General features: G+C 46.8%; 14 protein-coding genes and 1 pseudogene. 8 read left to right on the top strand and 7 right to left on the bottom strand.

Annotated features, from left to right (window positions below; genetic code table 11):
• Positions 1-29 precede the first annotated feature (29 nt).
• The 7 genes and pseudogenes from DWX33_RS10425 (at position 30) to DWX33_RS23150 (ending at position 7,235) form a co-directional block, all read left to right on the top strand.
• On the top strand, positions 30-1,316 hold the full coding sequence (locus tag DWX33_RS10425; protein WP_087345358.1) for a ComEC/Rec2 family competence protein: 1,287 nt from the start codon (positions 30-32) through the stop codon (positions 1,314-1,316).
• 37 nt (positions 1,317-1,353) lie between these two features.
• Positions 1,354-2,403 (top strand): bifunctional oligoribonuclease/PAP phosphatase NrnA, encoded by a 1,050-nt coding sequence (locus DWX33_RS10420; protein WP_005866290.1) that lies wholly within the window; start codon positions 1,354-1,356, stop codon positions 2,401-2,403.
• Positions 2,404-2,455: 52 nt separating this feature from the next.
• Complete coding sequence (locus DWX33_RS10415; RefSeq protein ID WP_009274924.1) at positions 2,456-3,031, top strand: DUF4827 family protein; 576 nt, start codon at positions 2,456-2,458, stop codon at positions 3,029-3,031.
• Complete coding sequence (glmM, locus tag DWX33_RS10410) at positions 3,028-4,416, top strand: phosphoglucosamine mutase (protein ID WP_008774233.1); 1,389 nt, start codon at positions 3,028-3,030, stop codon at positions 4,414-4,416. The genes DWX33_RS10415 and glmM overlap by 4 nt, the downstream gene beginning before the upstream one ends.
• Positions 4,417-4,529: 113 nt before the next feature.
• Positions 4,530-5,186, top strand: coding sequence for a hypothetical protein (locus DWX33_RS22845; RefSeq protein WP_233570167.1), 657 nt, complete (start codon positions 4,530-4,532; stop codon positions 5,184-5,186).
• On the top strand, positions 5,183-5,935 hold the full coding sequence (locus tag DWX33_RS22840) for a DUF6377 domain-containing protein (RefSeq protein WP_233570166.1): 753 nt from the start codon (positions 5,183-5,185) through the stop codon (positions 5,933-5,935). The genes DWX33_RS22845 and DWX33_RS22840 overlap by 4 nt, the downstream gene beginning before the upstream one ends.
• A gap of 149 nt (positions 5,936-6,084) precedes the next feature.
• A pseudogene (locus tag DWX33_RS23150) lies at positions 6,085-7,235 on the top strand (family 16 glycoside hydrolase).
• A gap of 343 nt (positions 7,236-7,578) precedes the next feature.
• On the opposite strand, the gene DWX33_RS10395 reads toward DWX33_RS23150, so the two are convergent.
• Both DWX33_RS10395 and DWX33_RS10390 read right to left on the bottom strand, forming a co-directional pair.
• Positions 7,579-8,070: an NUDIX domain-containing protein gene (locus DWX33_RS10395; protein ID WP_009017132.1), complete on the bottom strand. Its 492-nt coding sequence runs from the start codon at positions 8,068-8,070 to the stop codon at positions 7,579-7,581.
• Between the two features lie 3 nt (positions 8,071-8,073).
• Positions 8,074-10,173, bottom strand: coding sequence for a DNA topoisomerase 3 (locus DWX33_RS10390; protein WP_034527038.1), 2,100 nt, complete (start codon positions 10,171-10,173; stop codon positions 8,074-8,076).
• A 188-nt stretch (positions 10,174-10,361) separates the two neighbouring features.
• On the opposite strand from DWX33_RS10390, the gene DWX33_RS10385 reads away from it, so the two are divergent.
• Entirely contained in the window at positions 10,362-10,940 is a 579-nt protein-coding gene (locus DWX33_RS10385) for an RNA polymerase sigma-70 factor (protein ID WP_122380350.1), read from the top strand.
• 14 nt (positions 10,941-10,954) lie between these two features.
• Here the strand turns inward: DWX33_RS10385 and DWX33_RS10380 are convergent, their stop codons facing one another.
• The 5 genes from DWX33_RS10380 to DWX33_RS10360 form a co-directional block, all read right to left on the bottom strand.
• The gene (locus DWX33_RS10380; RefSeq protein ID WP_233570165.1) at positions 10,955-12,727 is read right to left on the bottom strand and encodes a DUF5107 domain-containing protein; all 1,773 of its coding nucleotides are present in this window, start codon (positions 12,725-12,727) and stop codon (positions 10,955-10,957) included.
• Between the two features lie 53 nt (positions 12,728-12,780).
• On the bottom strand, positions 12,781-14,604 hold the full coding sequence (locus DWX33_RS10375) for a DUF4091 domain-containing protein (protein ID WP_122380348.1): 1,824 nt from the start codon (positions 14,602-14,604) through the stop codon (positions 12,781-12,783).
• A gap of 123 nt (positions 14,605-14,727) precedes the next feature.
• Positions 14,728-16,374, bottom strand: coding sequence for a RagB/SusD family nutrient uptake outer membrane protein (locus DWX33_RS10370; RefSeq protein WP_048927794.1), 1,647 nt, complete (start codon positions 16,372-16,374; stop codon positions 14,728-14,730).
• Positions 16,375-16,401: 27 nt separating this feature from the next.
• The gene (locus DWX33_RS10365) at positions 16,402-19,809 is read right to left on the bottom strand and encodes a TonB-dependent receptor (protein ID WP_036610542.1); all 3,408 of its coding nucleotides are present in this window, start codon (positions 19,807-19,809) and stop codon (positions 16,402-16,404) included.
• A gap of 190 nt (positions 19,810-19,999) precedes the next feature.
• Positions 20,000-21,013 carry a FecR family protein gene (locus DWX33_RS10360; RefSeq protein ID WP_122380347.1) on the bottom strand — a complete coding sequence of 338 codons (1,014 nt, stop codon included), beginning with the start codon at positions 21,011-21,013 and terminating at the stop codon, positions 20,000-20,002.
• Positions 21,014-21,094 lie beyond the last annotated feature (81 nt).

Genomic DNA, 21,094 nt, shown 5'->3' with positions numbered 1-21,094 from the left:
ACATTAATATATCACAAAACCTAACTATCATGATTGAGGAAATACAAAAGCGGCCTTTTGTACGGCCGCTTTTTTTATGGATAACCGGAATTTTATGCTATGCGTTTTTACCTACCTCTTTGCTTTTATATGTTTTAGGGGTTTTATCTGCTCTGGTTTTTCTTTTTCTGGGGTTCTCGTGGGGGCGAGGGCATGCGGAGTTGCGATACGATTCCCGTTGGATATGGGGAGCTATAGTCTCTGTTTTGATTGTATGTTTGGCGGTTGAGGTCTGTTGGTATAGTGACCGGCGTATAGCGCTTGTAAATGAGCCTGCTTCTTCTTTAGATTTATTGGCTACCAAGGCTCAATATTCTTTGGTAAATACATTTGATCGTTTGCGTTTGTCTGATGAGGAGAAATCTATTTTGGCTACATTGACATTGGGATATAAGAAAGCGATGAGTCGGGAAACGAAAAGGCGCTTCTCTTTGGCGGGCGTGTCTCATATATTAGCGGTGAGCGGTTTTCATGTTGCCGTGATTTGTGGATTCTTATCTTTCTTTTGCTCGTTTATGCCAAAATGGGGGATAGGACGTTGGGTTCGTTATATCATTCTGGTGGGAAGTCTTTGGGGGTTTGTCTTTATCACAGGATTAGCGCCCTCGGCGGTACGGGCCGCCTTGATGCTGTCTTTATATTTAACAGGAAGGGCGCTTAGGCGTGTTACGGATGGATATAATACATTGGTCGCCGCCGCTTTCTGTATGCTGGCCTATAATCCGTATTATCTGTTTGATGTCGGTTTTCAGTTAAGCTATTTGGCCGTGTTTTTTATTTTATTCCTAGTGCCTCGTTTCAAGGAATGGATAGTGGTGAGAAATCCTTTGTTGGCCATGCCTTGGGAATGGATTACGGTGTCTATAGCTGCGCAGATAGGGACTGCTTTGCTCTGTTTTTATTATTTTGGACAATTTTCGACAGTTTTCTTGTTTACGAATCTACCGGTCACTCTCTTGGCTATGTTTTTGATTCCTTTTGCCTTTTTGTGGTTAGGCTATCCGGTAGATTTCTGTGGATATGACTGGATACAGAAGATCGTAGAAGGGCTGGTTCATGGCATGGTAAGGGTGGTGGACGTGTTTAGCGTTATGCCTTATGCGACGATTACGGGTCGTTTTAGCTTCTTTGAGATGCTAGGAGGTTATGGTTTTCTTGTTTTATGCTTGATATATATGAAGATACGGGAACCAAAAGTTTTGTTGGCCGCCTTAACCCTTTTGTTAATAATATCAGTAAAGATCCTTATTGAACTTTTTTTGATAGCCGGAAACTAAAAAAGTCGTACCTTTGGGGTGAAAACAAAAAGATTATATGATCACTAAAATCATTCAAGAAGAGAAGATTCAGAAAGCCAAAAAATACGTAGAGAAAGGCGAGAGTTTTGTTATCGTGACGCATGTCTCACCAGACGGCGACGCATTAGGTTCATCCCTTGGTTTATATCATTTCCTATCCGCTTACGGTAAGGATAATGTAGCGGTAGTGGTACCGAACGCATTTCCCTCTTTTTATAGATGGATGCCGGGCGCTAAGGATGTCGTGATACATGAGAAATATCCGGATTTCGCCGAGAAATTGATCAAGGAAGCGGATGTTATTTTCTGCCTCGATTTCAATGAACCCAAACGTATCGAGAAACTGGCTCCGGCGGTGATCGCCTCAGAAGGCCGCAAGGTGATGATTGATCATCATTTGAACCCCGCGGATTTTTGTCGTGTGACGATGTCGTATCCGGAGATGTCTTCTACCAGTGAGATGATCTTCCGTTTTATTTGTCGTATGGGGATGTTCGACTTATTGAATCGGGATGCCGCCGCTTGTATCTATACGGGTATGATGACGGATACGGGATCGTTCACCTATAATTCGAATAAACCGGAGATTTATACGATTGTCAGCGAATTGATCAAGAAGGGGATTGATAAGGATTTGATCTATCGTAAGGTGAATCAGGTCTATTCCGAGTGCCGTTTACGTATGATGGGATATGTGTTGTATGAGAAGATGAGGGTCTATCCGGAACAACAGGCGGCTCTTATCACATTATCGAAAGAGGAACTGGATCGTTTTCAGTACCAGACTGGAGATACGGAAGGTTTCGTGAACTTACCGTTAAGCATAGAGAACGTAAGCTTTAGTGTCTTTATTCGTGAGGACAGCGATTACATAAAGGTATCGCTTCGCTCCGTGGGCGATTTCCCTTGCAACCAGTTTGCCTCTACTTATTTCAACGGGGGTGGACATAAAAATGCGTCCGGAGGTGAGTTCTATGGCTCTTTATCTGAGGCCGTAGCCGTGTTTGAGAAAGGTTTACAGGAATTTAATCCTAATAAATCAGAAGATTTAGGCAAACATGCGTAAGGTTTGACGAAGATTATTTACATTTGCGATTCATTCAATTAAAGACTAACAAATGAAGAAAGGTTTTAATATCCTGTTGATTCTGTGTGCCGCATTAGTTGCTATCTCTTGTAGCAAGACAAAGTCGTACACGGATATGTTGAAAGATGAGAAAAAGGCAATCAATCGATTGATTGATGAGAATGATTTTGAGATTCTGAAAGATTTTCCGGAGGATAGTGTGTTTAAGGAAAATCAGTTTGTCGAATTGGAGAATGGTACATATCTGAATATAATTGAAAAGGGTACAAGCCAAAGAGCTGTTCAGTACAAGACAAAGATTCTATACAGATGTAATGTTTCCTATCCGATGGATTCTGCTTATATAAATAGTACTCCTTATTACATCCAGAACTATGGTCCCCATAGTAACGGAACTAGTCCTTGGGAGTTTACATATGGAGATTATGCCAGTCAAGCCAATCCGTATTTAGTGAGTGAAGGATTGCAAGAGCCTTTAAAGTACGTCGGAGATCGGGCTAAGGTAAAACTTATAGTCCCGTTTAAGCGAGGTACTTATAACGACCAATCAAACGGTGAGCCTGCTTATTACGAAATTCTAGAATATATATTTGAAGAAAACTTATGACACTAATTAAATCTATTTCCGGTATTCGCGGTACAATAGGCGGTAGCCCGGAAGACGGATTGAATCCGTTAGCTATTGTTAAGTTTGTAGCCGCTTATGCTACATTCATCCGAAAAAACACAAAAGTGGAGACCAATAAGATCGTTGTAGGGCGTGACGCACGTATCTCCGGTCCGATGGTTAAACAAGTCGTCCTAGGAACGCTTACCGGTATGGGATTTGATGTGGTGGATATCGATCTGGCCACGACCCCGACTACCGAATTGGCCGTAGCTATGGAAGGGGCTTGCGGAGGTATTATCCTTACCGCCAGTCATAATCCGAAGCAATGGAATGCCTTGAAGCTTTTGAATGAGAAAGGTGAGTTCTTGAATGCCGCTGAGGGGGCTGAGGTATTACGCATAGCTGCCGCCGAGGACTTCGAGTTCGCCGACGTGGATCATTTGGGCAAGGTAATCCCGAATGCGACTTATAAGCAAAAACATATCGAGAGCGTCTTGAATCTGGATCTCGTGGACGTGGAGGCTATTAAGGCCGCTAACTTCCGTGTCGCTATCGATTGCGTGAACTCCGTAGGCGGTATCGTGATCCCGGATTTGTTATATGCGTTGGGTGTGAAGGAAATCTTTAAGCTGCATTGCGCCCCTCATGGAAACTTCTCTCATAATCCGGAACCCATTCCGGAAAACTTGACAGAGATCTCCGATTTGATGGGACATGCGAAAGCGGATGTCGGTTTCGTAGTAGATCCGGACGTAGACCGTTTGGCGATTATCTGCGAGAATGGCGAGATGTTCAACGAGGAATACACCTTGGTCGCTGTCAGTGATTACGTATTAAGCCATACTCCGGGTAATACGGTAAGTAACCTGAGCTCCAGCCGTGCGCTTCGCGACGTTACCCGTGCTCATGGCTGCGAATATAATGCTGCCGCTGTAGGCGAGGTGAATGTGGTTGCCAAGATGAAGGCTACGAATGCCGTGATCGGTGGTGAGGGCAACGGTGGAGTGATCTATCCGGCCAGCCATTACGGACGCGACGCTTTGGTAGGTATCGCCTTGTTCCTGACTCATCTGGCAAAGAAGAAGATGAAGACGAGCGAGTTGAAGGCTTCCTATCCTCCGTATTTTATCTCCAAGCAAAAAGTCCAGTTAACGCCGGAGATCGACGTGGACGCTATCTTAGCGAAAGTAAAAGAGAAGTTCTCTCAATACGATATTACGGATATCGACGGAGTGAAGATTGATTTCCCGGATAAATGGGTTCATTTGCGTAAGAGCAATACGGAACCGATCATCCGTATCTACTCTGAGGCCCATACGATGGAGGAAGCCGAGGAATTAGGCGGTCAATTAATACAGATCATCAACGAGATGTGTAAATAACACCCTTTCGGGGCGTTTTAAAATATTGGGTTCAGTCTTCAGCCGAGGTAAGCTATTTATGCTCTGTTGATTTGACTGAACCCTTTTCTTTTGGATAATTCTCGGTTTGTGTAATGAATAAACTAATAAAGGTAATCTTATTTCTAATTGTCGGGATGGTTCAAGCCTTCGCATGGGGAGGGCTGAGAGGGGACACGCTGGCCAAGGAGCTGGATGAAGCTGTCTTGAATAGATCTTTTTATCTTCAGCAACGGGAGCAACGGATCACGCAGCTAAAGGACATGTTTCTCTTGAGCAAGATATCGTTGTGGCAGGAATATGAGATCAACCACCAATTATACGAGGAGTTCAAGAAAATACAACAAGACTCGGCCATCTATTACATAAAGCGGAATATGGAGATAGCGTCATTTATGAAGGATACGGCACGCATCTATACTTCCCGCTTACGACTGGCTACGCTTTATGCTTTCTCCGGGATGTACCGTGAGTCGGAAGGTCTGTTGCGAAGCATAGACCGTGAGTTGCTGTCTAAAGAGCAGAAACAGGATTTCTATGAGGCTTATTATTCGTTTTTCTCTTATTACAGCACGAATCTGGATTCTTTTGAATATAGGAAACAACTTGATTTATACAAGGATTCGTTATTGTCTGTCTTAGATACGGCCTCTTATCGGTATAAGATAAATCTGGCGCAGAAATATCTGGCTCATGGACAGGCGAGGTCTGCGGAGAAGGTGCCGTTACTTGCAATATACAGTTCCGCATGAATGAGATCTCTAAATTCTATCCTATCATTAATGCTTCCTATCAGACACGGGAAGCTCAGGGCAAAAGGCAATTGATGACTTATTTCTTGTTGATCAGCCTATTGACGCTCTTTCTGATCCTTTCTCTTGCCTATGTGTATAGGCAGATGCGGAAGATCTCAGCGATACGAGAAGAGTTGATTAATACCAATGCCTGTTTGGTAAAGTTGAATGGAGAGATAAGCGAGACGAATAATTTATTGCAAGAGCGAAATATACAGCTATCGGAGTCAAACCATATCAAGGAGGAATACATCGCTCATTTCCTCGATCTCTGCTCCACCTATATTAATAAACTGGAGGATTACCAGAAATCGCTACAGAAAAAGGCGATGAATAAACAGTTGGACGAGTTATTCAAGATGCTCCGTTCGACCCGTATGGTGGAGAATGAGGTGGAAGCGCTTTATGTTAACTTCGATCGAATCTTTCTTGGATTATATCCTACGTTTGTCAGGGACTTCAACGCTTTGTTGCAGCCCGAGGAACGTATCGTCTTGAAATCGGAGGATCTGTTGAATAAGGAACTTCGTATATTCGCCTTGATGCGGTTGGGAGTTACGGACAGCGTAAGGATAGCCGCTTTTCTTCGTTGTTCGTTGAGTACGATCTATAACTACCGGACCAAGGTACGTAATAAGGCGTTAGTGCATCGTGATGAGTTTGAAGGTTGGGTGATGAGGATCGGGGTTAACCGGAATCCGTTATAATCAATCTACATTTTTTAGGATAGTGATCTTTATTAACTGATTTGTATTTAATAGGATAGTGGATCGTACTGTCTACATTTTTATATCAATCTTCTTTTTGCTTCTTATTCCCGGATACATTCGCGGCATAACTTTTAAAAAGAGATGCCATGAAGATTAAATTAATGATTGCCGCCGTGATCGCCTGTTTGGTGTTCACGGGATTTACGAAAGAGAACGTATCCGATACGGTCGATCACAACGCATGGAAGACATCCGGCGTCGTGGTCATACAAAATGATGTCCTTACGTTGGCCGGTTCCAACGCCCGTGCTTTGTTGAACGATGGCAAAGGCTATACGAACTTCGAGTTAGATATGGATGTACGTACCACGACCGGTGGCAAAGGTTATATTGGTATCCATACGGACGCTACGGATCGTAAAGGATATCGTATCGCCTTGAACAACGATCGGGAAGATCCGGTTTGGTGGCGGATGACGGGTAGCTTGGTGTCGGTCCGGAACCTGACGAAGAGTTTCGTGAAAGAGAACGAATGGTTCAAGATGAATATCCGGGTAGAAGGACGGCTTGTCCGGGTGCGGATTAATGGTGAGACTGTCGTAGAATATATAGAGCCTTCCAAACCTTTCCGTTTGAAGGAGAACGCTAAAGCATTGTTATCCCAAGGTACTATCTCGCTGGTGGGTACGGGACGTGGAAATCTTCAGTTTAAGAATATCTCTTTAGAGGCGTTCAGCGCGAAAGGAATAGACATTCCCGCTCAATGGGCGAATGCCGTGGATGAGCAGACGGACGTGAGTGGGTAACAACCTTTTCGGAGGCGGCCCGCAACAGCTTTGACTATGTGTTTACCGATGCCATGACGTTTCTGGATCATAAGGGGCGGCGTACGCACCTATGGGTAAACAAGGAAGTGATTATCGACGATGAGCAGGCATATATGGATATGATGTTGGACCGTATCTGTTCTGTCTTGGAAGAGCCGGTCGATATGTACGTGAATTCCTGTTTCCTTCCCGATGCGATGAGTGACCGATATGATATGTTTTGGACAGAAGAGCGTATCGACCGTTTCGTGAATGCCTTGGCAAAAAGTGGAAAGGCTTTGGAGATAAACGAGCTTTATCATATTCCGAATAAAGCGATCATTCAGAAAGCGAAAGCCGCGGGTGTAAAGTTCACGTTCGGTTCCAACAATATCACGCCGGAGGTAGGAACGCTCGATTATTGTATCCGTATGAAAAAGGAATGCGGTTTGACGGCGCAAGATATGTATAAACCACACATTAATATATAAGATTAGTTTTAAGGTCTGAACAAACATTAGATTTAAGGTAGAGGTATTAGTGCTTTAGGCAAAGATTGTTAGGTTTCGAGGTAAGATACATATGGAGTTACAGTTATAATATAATAGGTCGATTACTATAGGACAAAACATCTTATTTACTATATATAAAGATAATCATATATAGTTACATTCCACAAACCACGGCGTGAATCGTACAGACCATAGCATGGTTTGTATAATTCACGTCGTGGTCTGTACAGTTCACGCCGTGGTTTGTGGAATGTAACTGTATCTTACGAAGAATAAACAGGCTCTTGAATAACTATTCTAGCTGAAGTGTAGCGTTTTTATCCTATAGGAAAATAGCGGTGAATTCCTTTTCGAAATTCGGGGTGAATGCGCCTTTCCCCAGATTCTCTTTGATCTCCTCGATCGGCCAGAAACGTCCTCCGTCCAGTTCCTCGGGATCGGGGGTGATGGGGCCATCGTAAGTGGTCCGGAAGCTGTTTACCAATTCCTTCTCTATGGAAGACTCGAATATATAACGTTTGATGAAGACAGGCGTAAAATCAGTAATGCCCAATTCCTCACGAACCTCACGGCGCAGGGCCTCTTCCACGCTTTCTCCATAATCAATATGCCCACCTACGGCCGTGTCCCATTTTCCCGGTTGTATATCCTTGTTCATGGAACGTTTTTGGAGATATAGATCTCCATCCTTATTAAAGATATGTAAATGGATTACGGGATGTAGCAACTTCCTTCCGCTATGACATTCCTTGCGAGTAGCCTTTCCGATCGTCTCACCTTCCTCGTTTACCAGAGGAAACCATTCTGTTCTCATATTTTAAATAGACTTTAATTTACTGATAACCGTACCTAACTCCTCATCCGTTAAATTATTTCCATACGTAGCGTAATCCAAGCGGAACGTACATCCGTTCTTGTATTCGGAGCAACCATAAGCGGTTTTGCCCCGGAGGATAGAGCCTTTGTGACAGATGGGGCAAACGGGCTTATCCGTTGATGGAAGCTCCAATTCAGGAGTAGCCTCTGCTTTCTCTTTCTCTTTTTTGGCACGAGGCTTACGAGGTTTCTTTTCCTTTTTCTCCTTGGGTTCGTCTTTGGGAGTTTCTTTAGCTGCTTTAGACGTATCCTCAATCGTAATCGTTCGCCGGGTTTGGTCGGAAAGGACGTTTATGACGACCTCGTTTACCATCTGCTTCAACTCATCAAGGAAAGTACGGGCCTCATAAGTTCCCCGCTCGATCTGGCGAAGCTTCTTCTCCCAAAGACCCGTCAACTCCGCGCTTTTCAGCAGTTCCTCATGGATCGTGCCGATCAATTCCGCGCCGGTAGCGGTGGGATAAAGATTCTTACGTTCCTTTCGTATATAATTACGCTTAAATAAAGTCTCGATGATCGCCGCACGGGTAGAAGGACGGCCGATGCCGTTTTCCTTTAAGGCATCCCGCAGCTCGTCATTATCCACTAATTTACCGGCGGTTTCCATCGCCCGCAATAAAGTAGCTTCCGTATAAGGTTTCGGAGGCTGGGTCCAAGTCTCTTTCAAGATCGGTTTATGTGGGCCACTTTCTCCTTTCACGAAATCGGGCAATACGCCTTCTTCCTCGGTAGGTTCAGCCTCTGGATCTTTCTGCTCGGCTCCGAATACGACACGCCAACCCGGTTTGAGGATTTGCTTTCCGGTCACCTTGAATTCTACCTTATCCACTTGACCCAAGACCGTAGTGGTCGATATCTCGCAATCCGGATAAAAGGCGGCGATAAAACGACGGGCTACCAAATCGTACACCTTCCGTTCCGTATCCGTAAGATTGCGGGCGGGGACTCCGGTAGGGATGATCGCATGGTGATCGGTAACCTTCGAGTTATCAAACACTTTCTTGCTTTTCGGCAATTTCTGATTCATCAAAGGAGCGGTAAGCTCCGTATAATCCACCAACCCTTTCAAGGTATTGGGAACTTTCGGATAGATATCATCACTAAGGAAAGTCGTGTCTACACGTGGGTAGGTTGTCACCTTCTTCTCGTAGAGCGATTGGATCAACTTTAGCGTATCGTCCGCCGTAAACGCGAATTTCTTATTACATTCCACCTGCAACGAGGTCAAGTCGAATAGGCGGGGGGCGAATTCCTTCCCTTTCTTCTCGGTGATACTGGTAACAGTAAAATCCTGTTCCTTTACCTTCTCCAGAAAAGCCTCGCCTTCCTCTTTCTTCGTGAACTTACCTTTCGTGGCGGAGAAAGTCGTATTCCTGTAAATGGTCTTTAATTCCCAATACGGTTCCGGCTTGAAATTGTCGATCTCGGCTTGCCGGTTTACGATCAAGGCGAGCGTTGGGGTTTGCACACGGCCGATCGATAATACCTGCCGGTTCTGCCCGTAGCGCAAGGTATAAAGGCGGGTGGCGTTCATCCCCAGCAACCAGTCGCCGATGGCACGGGATAGCCCGGCCTCATATAACTTATTGAATTCCGTCTGTTCTTTGAGTTTTTGGAAACCTTCCCGGATCGCCTCCTCCGTAAGCGAGGAGATCCAAAGGCGGTAGACCGGGCATTTACAACCTGCCTTTTGCATGACCCAGCGTTGGATCAGCTCTCCCTCTTGGCCGGCATCACCGCAGTTAATGACCATCTCGGCATTTTGCATCAGGCTCTCGATTACCTTGAATTGTTGCTCATACGTAGGATTCTCGATTAGTTTGATACCGAACCGGGGAGGGATCATAGGTAGCGACCCCAGACTCCAGCGTTTCCAGTTCTCCGCATATTCATGCGGTTCTTTCAGGGTACACAAATGCCCGAATGTCCAAGTTACCTGATATCCGTTTCCTTCGATATACCCATTCATTCGTTGGGTTGCCCCTAACACTTCCGCGATTTCCCGGGCCACACTCGGCTTTTCGGCGATACAAACTTTCATCAATACATCATCCTTTCTTAAATGAACAGACAAAAATACATGATTATTTCCGAATGAGCAAAGATGTTTGTTATCGTGAGTTTATAAAGCTGTATGATGGAGTTGCTGATTTTGGTTCAATTTGTTTTTACCTTTGGGAATTTTGCATACATTTGAACCTATGTAATCGAAGTGGGAGAATAAGTCGAATGGCAGACATTGATTCAGAGAAAGAAAGAAGGCTTGTGGCGGGCTTGCTAGAAGGGGACGAGTCGGCCTTTTGTGAATTATATGCCCTGTATAAGGATCGTTTGATGTGGTTTTCCTTGAAATTCCTTAAATCCCGGGATATGGCGGAAGATGTTTTTCAGGATGCTTTCGCCTCTATTTGGCAGAATCGCCGTTTCTTGAACCCGAATGTACCTTTTGGCCCGTATGTGTATACGATCGTGAAAAATCGGATCTTAAACCTGTTGGCGGGACTGGATCGTGAGTTGGAGCTGAGGGATAAGATACGGTCCGCCTCATTGGATAGCACGAACGAGACGGAGGACTCGGTATTGGATACGGATTTAAACGCATTGTTGGATAAGGCGCTTGAAACGTTGAGCCCACAACAAAAAAGGGTTTTTGATATGAGCCGTAAAGATATGAAATCCCATAAGGAGATAGCCGACAGTTTGGGTATCTCGGTATATACGGTACAACAACATATCTCTACGGCCTTGAAAGTGATCCGGGCGTTTCTGGCTAAATATGCGGAGACTTATATGAAGCTACTGCTCTAAACACACACCTCCCTTTATTCATATTCCCGATAGGCACCGAACCGGGCTAAGCGATCCTCGCCGAGTTGTTCCGGTACAGGTTGCGGGGAGAGGCCCAAGCCTTCGTTGATCTGTTCCCAAAGTCCCGTACGGGTGTAAGTTTGATGCACTTTCTGGAAACGGGTGGATAGTAATAAATCCTTGGCTTCTTGATATTGCTTCTTATCAATCAGTAGCTGTACCTTTCGCTCGACCACCCATTCATCAGAGGACGCGTTTATCTTATCCAACCATTTTTCCCGTTCCGGTAAAGCCTCTGTTCCAAACTTCTTTAATACTTTATCCCGCTCGATAACCAACTGGGGATGTAGGTTCAACCACGAGGTCTCGGGGATAGCGGCGTAAGTATCTCTCGCCTTTTCCCACGCCTGCCGACGAACATATAGCCTTGCCAATAAAGCTTTCGCCAGATCGATATCCGGAATGGATAGTTGTTCGATCGCCTCCTCTACACGTTCTCTTCCAGCCAACCAAGTCCCATAGTGGAATTGCCAATAATCCCGTTCCGGCCGGGGAGATATTTGGATCGCCCAACGAAAAGCATCGTCCAGATCTTCCATGCCGGATGGAGCCCACTGCCCGTCTTCCGGATAGGGGGCGGCGAGAAGCGTGGACTTGTTCTTGTAGGCATCGGCTAAGGCGATCCAGATGGAAGATTCATTCTTCCGGGCCCAGTCGAATAGCGGGATGCGATCGATCGGGCGAAGCCTTAATGCCGGAACCTTTAAGGAATAGATATCCAAAGGATGATCTGTCGGTATCCAATATTCTACGTGATTCTTTTTCTCGCCGGGACGCAATTCGAGCTTGATGGACTGGTCGCTGATCGGGCCACCTTGGATTTCTACGTAAGGCTGCCGGTCGGGGGTACTGAGCATGGACCATTCCTTGTCGCCGGCTACGCCATAACTCCATAGCTTGATACCGGGCGTACTGGATTCGTCGGCGATATGATAGAGCCCGCTGCCCAAGGAGGGAGTGTAGGCCCCGAAAGCATTCACGTCTTTCGTTTTCCAGAAGTAGCCGGTCATCTCTTTGATATCCCGTTCATGATGGGTTCCTTCGGTTTTCCAGTCGATCGTGTCCAACGTGGAGGCATGGGATAATACGGTCCCGTTCGGGAAATCGTATTGGGTATCCGGTGCGCAAGGAAGGGCGGCGTTGGACCATGACATCCATGGATAGGCTTGCTTTCCCGGGTTGTAGTAAACAACCCTTTGGGTAAGGCATTCGTCCTTATCTCCTAAGGAATATTCTACAGACCATTGCATACCGTAATGAGATTCCCGTTCTCCGCATGTTACATATGTGCGGTCTCCCGTATGATCGATCTGATAAAGCACCGGCTCATTTTGCGTGGGAGAGTGGGAGATCGGGAAACTGACCTCGATCCCCCCGGCCACGAAATAGAAACGGGGTAATATCCGTGTGTATTTGATTACGTCCGGCCTGTACAAGACCTCCTTGCCGCTCTCCTTGTGAGTGAGGGATATTACTTTCCCGCAAAGATCGGGGCAGATGATAGCCTTGACTTTCTCGTTCTCTAGCGAGATCATCCGGTACCTTTTAGGCACCGGACGATTTGAGGTCTCGCTATAACTCATATAGGGGTATACGCCATTCGGGTCCAAGGCGGTCGGTAGCGGGCCGGTGGGCGTCAATACGTGCGTCAGCTGTATCTGGTCGAACTCCTCGCAAACAACACCTGTTGTCTGCGAGAATGCTGTCCCGACGGCTACGCTTGCCATGAGTGATAGGATTAAACGATATGCTTTCATGTCTTTCCTGCTATATAAGCCCATTATTTCGCCAATAGATCGGACAGTTGACGGATGATGAGGTTACCCTTACGTACATCCGCCGAGATCTTGTTCTCATCGAACTCTTTCTCTTTCGGGAAGATAGACAAATGTTGGTCTAGCTGCTTCAATAAGCCTTGAGCTTGAGCGTTACCCGATTGGGCGGTCAGTTCCCGTAAGATACGGACCTTCTCGAAATCCACGATACCTTCTCTCATTTTCTCGAAGCGGATGCAACTTTTGCCTCCCGGATATACCATGTAGCAATCGCCTGCTGCCCAAGAGCCATGACGTGCGTCGCGATCGGCATCTTCCGGCCAAGCGTCGTAAGCCCATCGCAAGAAGCCGTCGTACCCATACGCCATTACATACCAACTGATCCAACGTCCCTCGATAGGAGGTGAGAACACGAAGTTGTTCGGGATCGGCGGGTTACAGCATACGTATACGGTGGACGTGCGTCCGGTGGCGGCCCGTGCCTTTTGCTCGGCGATGGTAGGTTCCTCTCCGTAAAGGAAAGAATAATCGTCCAGCAGTCCGTCCAATTCCTTATGCCAATTGCCGGCGTAAGTGATCTTCCAGCATTTATCATGGTTGCGCACGACATTGATAGCCGCTAAGGTCTCTTCCATCGGATTCTCGTTGATTCCGATATAGGTGATGTCCAACCAGCTTTTAGCTTCTAGATGGAACTTGAAATCCGTGAGGAAGATATTCCACATCTTCTTGAATTCCTCTGAGCTTGGCGCCCAGTTGATATAAGAATAATCGCCCGTAGCCTCGTCCTTATAGCGGTGACGGAATCCCCAAGGAATCGGGGTGTAGAGGGTGATTGCCTCGTCGATGCCACATTCCATCGCTAATTCTACGTACTCGTCGAAGATCTTGTAGTCGAAGGCCCATGTACCGTCCGCTTTCTTGATCCACTCGATCATACCCCCCTCGATCATATAGGAGTTATCAGACCAAGGAGAATGTACTCCATAAGTCGTGATGTAGGTACCACCCGCATCGGCATAATGCTTCAAATGCTGCTTGAGAAGCATTTTATGTTCTGGTGACCACGGTTCCACGTGATTGTACCATGCCACGGCCCACGGGTTCTGCCATAGGTCCAGACGGTATTTCCAGTCTTTCGGATAGGGGAGCAACTGGTTTTGCACCACGATCTCCAGATTCAAGAATTGAGGAGCCTTGCCTTTCGCCCGCACCTCCACCTGTCCTTTATACGTACCGGGAGCGGTTCCTCTCGGCACATCCACCATCATCCATACCGGACGGGTGGTTTGGGAAGGGAGATCGAAGCGGTCCAGCGTCTCGAAACGGTCTGGCATCAAGAAGCCGGATTTGTAGGGAGATTCCCCGCAGATGGCTTTTTTCTCGGCATACGGATAATTGGACAATACGTAACGCACCAACTCGAAGGTAATCCGATCTTTCGGGATGATGTTTCCCTCGGCGCTCCTCAAGTCTTGCGTAGAGACACGTACTTGTTCCAATGCTTCTGACGACCATACCAATATCTGGGCATTCGCTCTTTCCCCCCTCCAAACGGCCGTAGAGTAGGAAGATGATAAATCGTTGTCATGGTTTACGGGTACTTCCTTCCGGAAATAAAGCCGGTCGGTCGATCCGAAGGCGGAATGGATACCCGCCTGATTGCTCCAAGCGGGTTCATTCACGCAAAAATCAAATGTTAACTCCGGGTCATAGTGGTGACTCCGTACAGGGACAAACGTGGAATCCATCTGCCCCGGATACACTTGGCCTAGACTGATATGAGAATAAATAAAAAAACTAGCTACCACTAAAAAGTATTTCTTCATGCTATAAAAATTTAAGATAATTCATATTTAAATGGGATTCCCCTCCCAGATAGGTAGGCCCTACCTTCTCGTATAGGTAGGGCCTACCCTCATATATATAGTCGCTTATTCTTGGAAAAACCCTTACCAGCCCGGATTTTGTTCCAAGGTTCCTTTCGACAATTGTACCTGTTGCAAAGGGATCGGGGATAGCCAATGCTTCGGTGTCTGGAACTTGCGGGCGGATGCGGGTTGGGCGATGATAAAGCCATCGCTATCCACCTGTATATCCTGCCCGATCACCAACTCCGGGAATTTCTGTTGATACTCCGTACCCACGAATTTCACGCCACGGATCGCAAGGGGAAGAACCGTTTCCGCCGTGCCCCAACGACGTAGGTCGTCCCGGCGGTATCCTTCGAATGCCAGTTCCACGGTTCTCTCACGCCGGATCTCTTCCAGCATATTCAGGCCGTTGACGGAGACGAAAGCGTTGGTTAGGTGAGGCATATTCGCCCGGTTTCTCAGATCATTGATGGTGATGTCTAACTGATCGTCCGTGATTTGTCCGTTCTTCTCGTATAAAGCCTCGGCGAGGATCAGCAGGACTTCGGCGTAACGAAACTCCTTGAAGTCGTATTCGCCGATGAATTGAGCGGCATCCAATGTCTCATCCAAGAACTTACGGATCATATAGCCTGTGCGTGTAGCGCTATTCCCTACAAATCCCGGATAGGTAGGTGTCCAGAGACCTCCCTCGAAAAAGACCTCGCTACCGGGAACGATAAACGTCTGCTCCATACGGGAGTCCCGGTTCTCGAATTCACTCGTCTGGTATTGGAATCCCTTAAATAAAGGAGATTTATCGATGGGCAGACCATCGTTACATAAATACATATCCGCAAGGTTTTTTGTAGGAACCATGGCACCGAACCAAAGTTCCCGTGTCCAGTTATGGGTCACTCTCAATTTATAATAACGCCTTGCCAATAAGACCTCCTTGCTATCATCCCCCTCTAAGATATGTAGATATTTATAGCTTTCCTTCCCTTTATCCCGGAACAAGGCGTATTCCTTGGAATCCACTAAGGCTTGGGCGGCATCGATGGCCGATTGGATATACATATCGGCGTTGGAGCCTTGATGGTATTTCTCCCAAGTTCCCTCGTACAAGGATACGCGGGCTTTTAACGCTAAGGCGGCCCCTTGCGTGGTACGGCCCAATTCCTCGGTAGTCAACTGGCTTTGCTTGGGAAGCAAAGGAATCGCCTTATCGAGATCGTCGATGATAAAATCAATGATCTCCTGCTGGGAGGAGCGAGGCGTGTAAAGCTGTTCCGAGGAGGTATTCAAGGGAATCTCTATCTTGGGAACCCCTCCGTAGAACTTGACCAGTTTCCAGTAGTTGTAGGCCCGGAAGAAATGGGCCTCGGCTTTCCAGCGTCCGATCTCGTCATCGGTCAATCCAGACTCCTCCGCTTTCTTGAGCAGATAGGAAGTGGATTGGATGAATTTCCAAGGCTCATCCCAATCATCCGAATTGACCGGCGCTAAATAAGAACCATCGCTTACGTCGTCCGCCCCCGAACCGAAAGCGATATCCGAGTTCTTATCTATATATTGGGAGGCCTCCATCAGGCTGAAGTAGAAATCATTGGCGGCCAACTCGAAATCGGAAGGCTTTTGCCAAAATACGGCGTCGGACACTTGATCCATAGGTGTCATATCCAAGTCGCAACTAGATAGCCCGAGTGTGGCCGATAGCGCTATAATTATATTAAATCGTCTCATACTGCTAATTTGTTTTTTCGTGGAACCTTAGAAAGTTAAGTCAATACCGAAAGAATAATAACGTTGGAACGGATAATTGAATCCGGCTTTGTCCGACTCGGGGTCCCATCCTCCTTTTACGTTATGTATCTCGAATAGATCCTGTCCGCTTACGTAAAAGCGTGTCCGTTCGATGCCTAGTTTCTGTAACGCACCTTTGGGGAGCGTGTAGCCTATCTGGATATTCTTTAGGCGAATGTAGGCGGCGTTGATCTTTTGCAGGGTGGATGCCTGATAATTCCAATGCCGAATCTCTCCATGCGTCAAGCGGGGATAATAGGCGTCCGGGCGATCCTCGTTCCATGTCTGGCCGTAGTAGAACTGGGGCGGGTATCTCCACCAGTCGCTCCAAGGCATGGCGAAGTCTCCTTCACGGAACAAGGTGCGCTTGGCAACTCCTTGGAAGAATACGCTGATATCGAAGTTGTTCCATTTAGCGCCCAGATTCAATCCGAAGGAATAGCGGGGAGTGGTGGAGCCAACGTATTCGGCGTCGCCGTCATCCCCATCTTTATCACCGTAGGTGGAGATCTTACCGTCGCCGTTCAAATCCTTGAACTTCGCGTCTCCGATGCCGATATTGGAAGGTACGCCCTCTAGTTTCTTATAAGCGTCGAGATCCGCTTGGTCCTTGATCACGCCATCGTATACGTAAGCGAAATAGGAATTCATGGGATAACCTTCCCGGGTCTCGTTCAATCCTAGTTTATAGGTATCGGCACCTCCGTATTCAACTAATTTGTTCACGGCGTCGGTCAACTGGAATTGGGCAGAGTATTCAACGTTGCCGATCTTGTCGGTCCAGTTCAATGTCAACTCGAAGCCGTTCGTGCGTAATTTACCCGAGTTCGAGTAGGGTGCCTCCGCGCCTAACATGCTGGGATAAGTTACCGGAATTAACATATTATTATTCATCTTCACGAAATAATCAAACGAGAAGCCGAGGCGGGAATCAAGGAAAGCGGCATCGACACCCACGTTGACATTCTCCAGAATTTCCCATGTCCGGTCTACCCCGGCCAATACGTCTAAGCCCATGGCTTGGCTTTGGGAACCGTTTCCGAACGGATAGATTAATTTAGTTCCCCAGCCATCGTCCCTAAACTTTAGCAACTGGATATAGTCATACAGGCGGATACCTTCTTGGTTTCCGGTCTGTCCGTATGATGCTCTTAACTTCAGCTCATTGAATACCTTGGAGTTTTTCAAGAAGTTTTCTTGCGAGATACGCCAGCTGGCGGAGACTCCGGGAAACATTCTCCACCGGTTGCCGGGGGCGAAACGGGAACTACCGTCATAACGGAAGTTTGTCTCCAGAATGTACTTGTTCTTAAAGCTGTAGCCTAGGCGGGCGAAGGTAGAGCCGGTAGCCCAATGCTCGGCTTTGGCGTCGTTCTTCATATTTCCCGTGCCTCCGAGGTTAAGCTCCCACAGCTCATCCGAGATGAAGTTATCACGGCGTGCCATGAACATGCGGACTTCCTCCGTCTCGTAGGCCATACCTAACATGGCGTCCAGATGGTGGTCCGGGCCGAAGTTCTTATCGTAATTCAAGTAGGCCGTGTAATTTTGGTAAACGGTCTCTTCTGTCGTGCGATCCACGGCAGACTGCTCCGGACTTCCCGCTCCGGTGTAGTAGGTGATATTATTGTCCCATGTATAAAGAGGGATCGCTTTCGCTATGTCCTCATTGTTCTTGTTCTTATAATTAACACCGGCTTGGGCGGTTAAGGTCAGCCCGTCGATAATGTTGGCGATTAACCTGAAATTACCATTCATCTCCCGGGTCTTGAACGTGGCGGTCTCGCTCTCTTTGGCCAACGCTACGGCATTGCTCCAGCCTCCTTGGGTGAAGAAGTTACCATCGGCATTATAGACCGGGTGGTTAGGCATATCCAGAATCGCCTCACCGATTACCCACGCTCCGTTGCTGCCTACATCGGTACGTTTATTATTGTCCAAGGCTACTTTGGTTTCCAGCTTTAACCAATCCGTGATCCTATAATCGTAGTTCATACGTAGATTATACTTGGTGTTATTGTCGTCGGCATATTTTACGACTCCGAATTGCTTGCTATAACCGGCGGATAAATAATAATTGGATTTCTCGCCGCCACCGGAGATAGTGAGATTGTGCTTATGCTGAACGCCGTTGTTCAACAGCTCGTCCATCCAGTCCGTGTTCGTAAAGAACAATTTCCATCCTCCATACAACGGGTGATCGATCGGATTCGGGTCGTTGGACAAGATCCTATCCAGAAGCTCTTGCGTATACATAGGGGCGGAGCCGTTATGGATATTGGCCTCGTTGTCCATGATCGCCATCTCATAATTGGTTGGCGCTTTCATCATACCGGTCATCTTGGAGATCGACAAGTTTCCATTGTAAGTGATCTTAGGTGCGCCGGTCGCTCCCTTCTTGGTCGTAATCAAGACAACGCCGCCTGCGGCCCGTGCTCCGTAAATAGAGGCGGAGGCATCTTTTAAGACGGAGATGGCATCGATATCCTGCGGATTGATCATATTGATATCACCGGGAATACCATCTACTAAAACCAGCGGGGCACTGTCTCCGTTAGCGGATGAGACTCCACGTATGTTCATCTTAAAGTCCTCGTTACCCGGCTGGCCGGAGCTTCGTTGGATAACCATCCCCGGTATTTCTCCCTGCAAGGCGGATAGCACGTTGGTCACGGGCTTAGATTCGATAACCTCAGAGGTGACTTTCGAGATCGCTCCGGAAAGATTGCTTCGTTTCTGTGTTCCGTAACCAATCACGACTACCTCGTCAAGCTTCTGGGCGTCTTCCTTTAGCTGGATATTAAGGGTCTTGTTGTTGCCTACGGCCACTTCTTCCGATAAATAGCCGATGTAAGATATGAGCAGGATCGATTTACCGTTCGCCTCGATGCTATACTCACCGTTCAGGTCGGTAACTGTCCCTTTGGACGTACCTTTTACCACGACGTTCGCCCCGATGATCGGTTCGCCCCGTTCATCTGTAATGATACCGGTCACTTTCCGGTCTTGTGTCACTGGAACGGAGGCGTTGCCCGCATTTCCGAGACTGACGGCTATCGTGTTATTCTCTCGCTTAAAATAAAGATTGGCTTGCCGGGTGATCTCGTTCAATACGCTGTTGATGGGAGCGTTCTTGAACTTTAGGTTAACTTGTACGTTCCGGTTCGCGATGGCTTCTCCATAGAAAAACTTTAATCCTGTCTGCTTCGACAAATCATCGAAGACTTTTTGTATGGGTTGGTTTTTTACTTGAATCGTTATTCTTTCTTTTTGATTTTCTTGGGCTTGCAGAGGCTTAGGGGAGCTTAACGCTAAAAAAACTAAAATAATAGAACAACACATCCAATTATACCTAGTAATAGTTGGAAAGTTCATAATTTTGTATGTTTAAAGGTTGTTTTTATACACTTTTAAAAACAGTCCGATTTCTGTAATCTCCAAGGGGGTCCAATCCAAGGGTGTACATATCGGGAAAGATAAAGGGAGATCGAAGGTCAGAGGTCGGTTTCCCTTTTTTATGTGGCTATGCTTAGGTCGTATCTTTCATGGCAAATCGATTTTAAGGTTAATAACTCGTTTTGTATAACACGATCCGGTTTCCTTCCGTCCGGTATCGGATGCCGGTTGAATATTGAATCGCGTTCAGTACGGCTTCCAGACTTTTATTGTCGTGCTCGCCATAGATGTAATCGTCGAATACGCTATTCGGATCGAGTACGATCGCTTGATTATACATCCGTTCCAGATCATGTACAACGCTACTAATAGGTGTCCGGTTAAAATAAAGGCCACCTTGCAACCATGCCGTTACTTTTTGGACGTCCTCGTTCTTTTTAAGGATCTCTCCATTCGCGTTATTCACGATTACTTGCTCGTTCGGTAATAGGCGCATTACGCTTTCGGGCATATCCACCTCAACTTTTCCGGTCCGAACGCTGACGGCCATCAACTCATCCTCTTGATAGGCTTTTACGTTGAAAGAGGTTCCGAGTACTTTTACGTCGGCTTGTCGGGTACGGACGATGAAGGGCTTGCCCTCGTCTCTCATGACATTGAAAAAAGCTTCTCCTTCCATTTCTACCAAACGGATGTCAGAGGTAAATTCCGTTGGGTATCGCATGACGGTACCGGCGTTTAGATGAACGACCGTGCCATCGGGAAGGGTGACTTGCTTATGTTCGCCATGATTGACGCTTATTTCCGTTAGGAGATGGTCGCTGGCAGATGTATGCTGCTTCGCTGAATGATTTAGGTATAGTTTCGCTCCGAATCCGATGGAAACGATAATCGCTATGCTCGCCGCATACTTGATGAAAGTGGATAGGGAGATTCTTCTTTCTCTTTTACGTGTCTTATCCAACAGGTCTTGCGCCTCCTTCTTATAAAGCAGATGATTATGGGAATCGGATTGAGGTAAGTCCTGCGCTTCGCTCCAGACCCGGTCCATTTCGCTTTCTAATTCTGCTCGCTCCGTTATGGATGAGGCTAACTTCCGCAAGGTCTCTATATCGTACCGTGTATAGAGTCCATTTACGTATCGGATTAATAAATCGCTTATATGTTTGTTTTCTTCTTCCATTATTTCTCGTGCTATATTAATAGTACAAAGAAGTCCGGGAGAACTGGGATATCATTAACTTTTATTAGTATATGATTTTAT

Source organism: Parabacteroides sp. AF19-14 (assembly GCF_003635485.1).
In the GTDB taxonomy this organism is placed as follows: Bacteria; Bacteroidota; Bacteroidia; order Bacteroidales; family Tannerellaceae; genus Parabacteroides; species Parabacteroides distasonis.
This window is presented reverse-complemented; position numbering and strand designations above follow the sequence as displayed.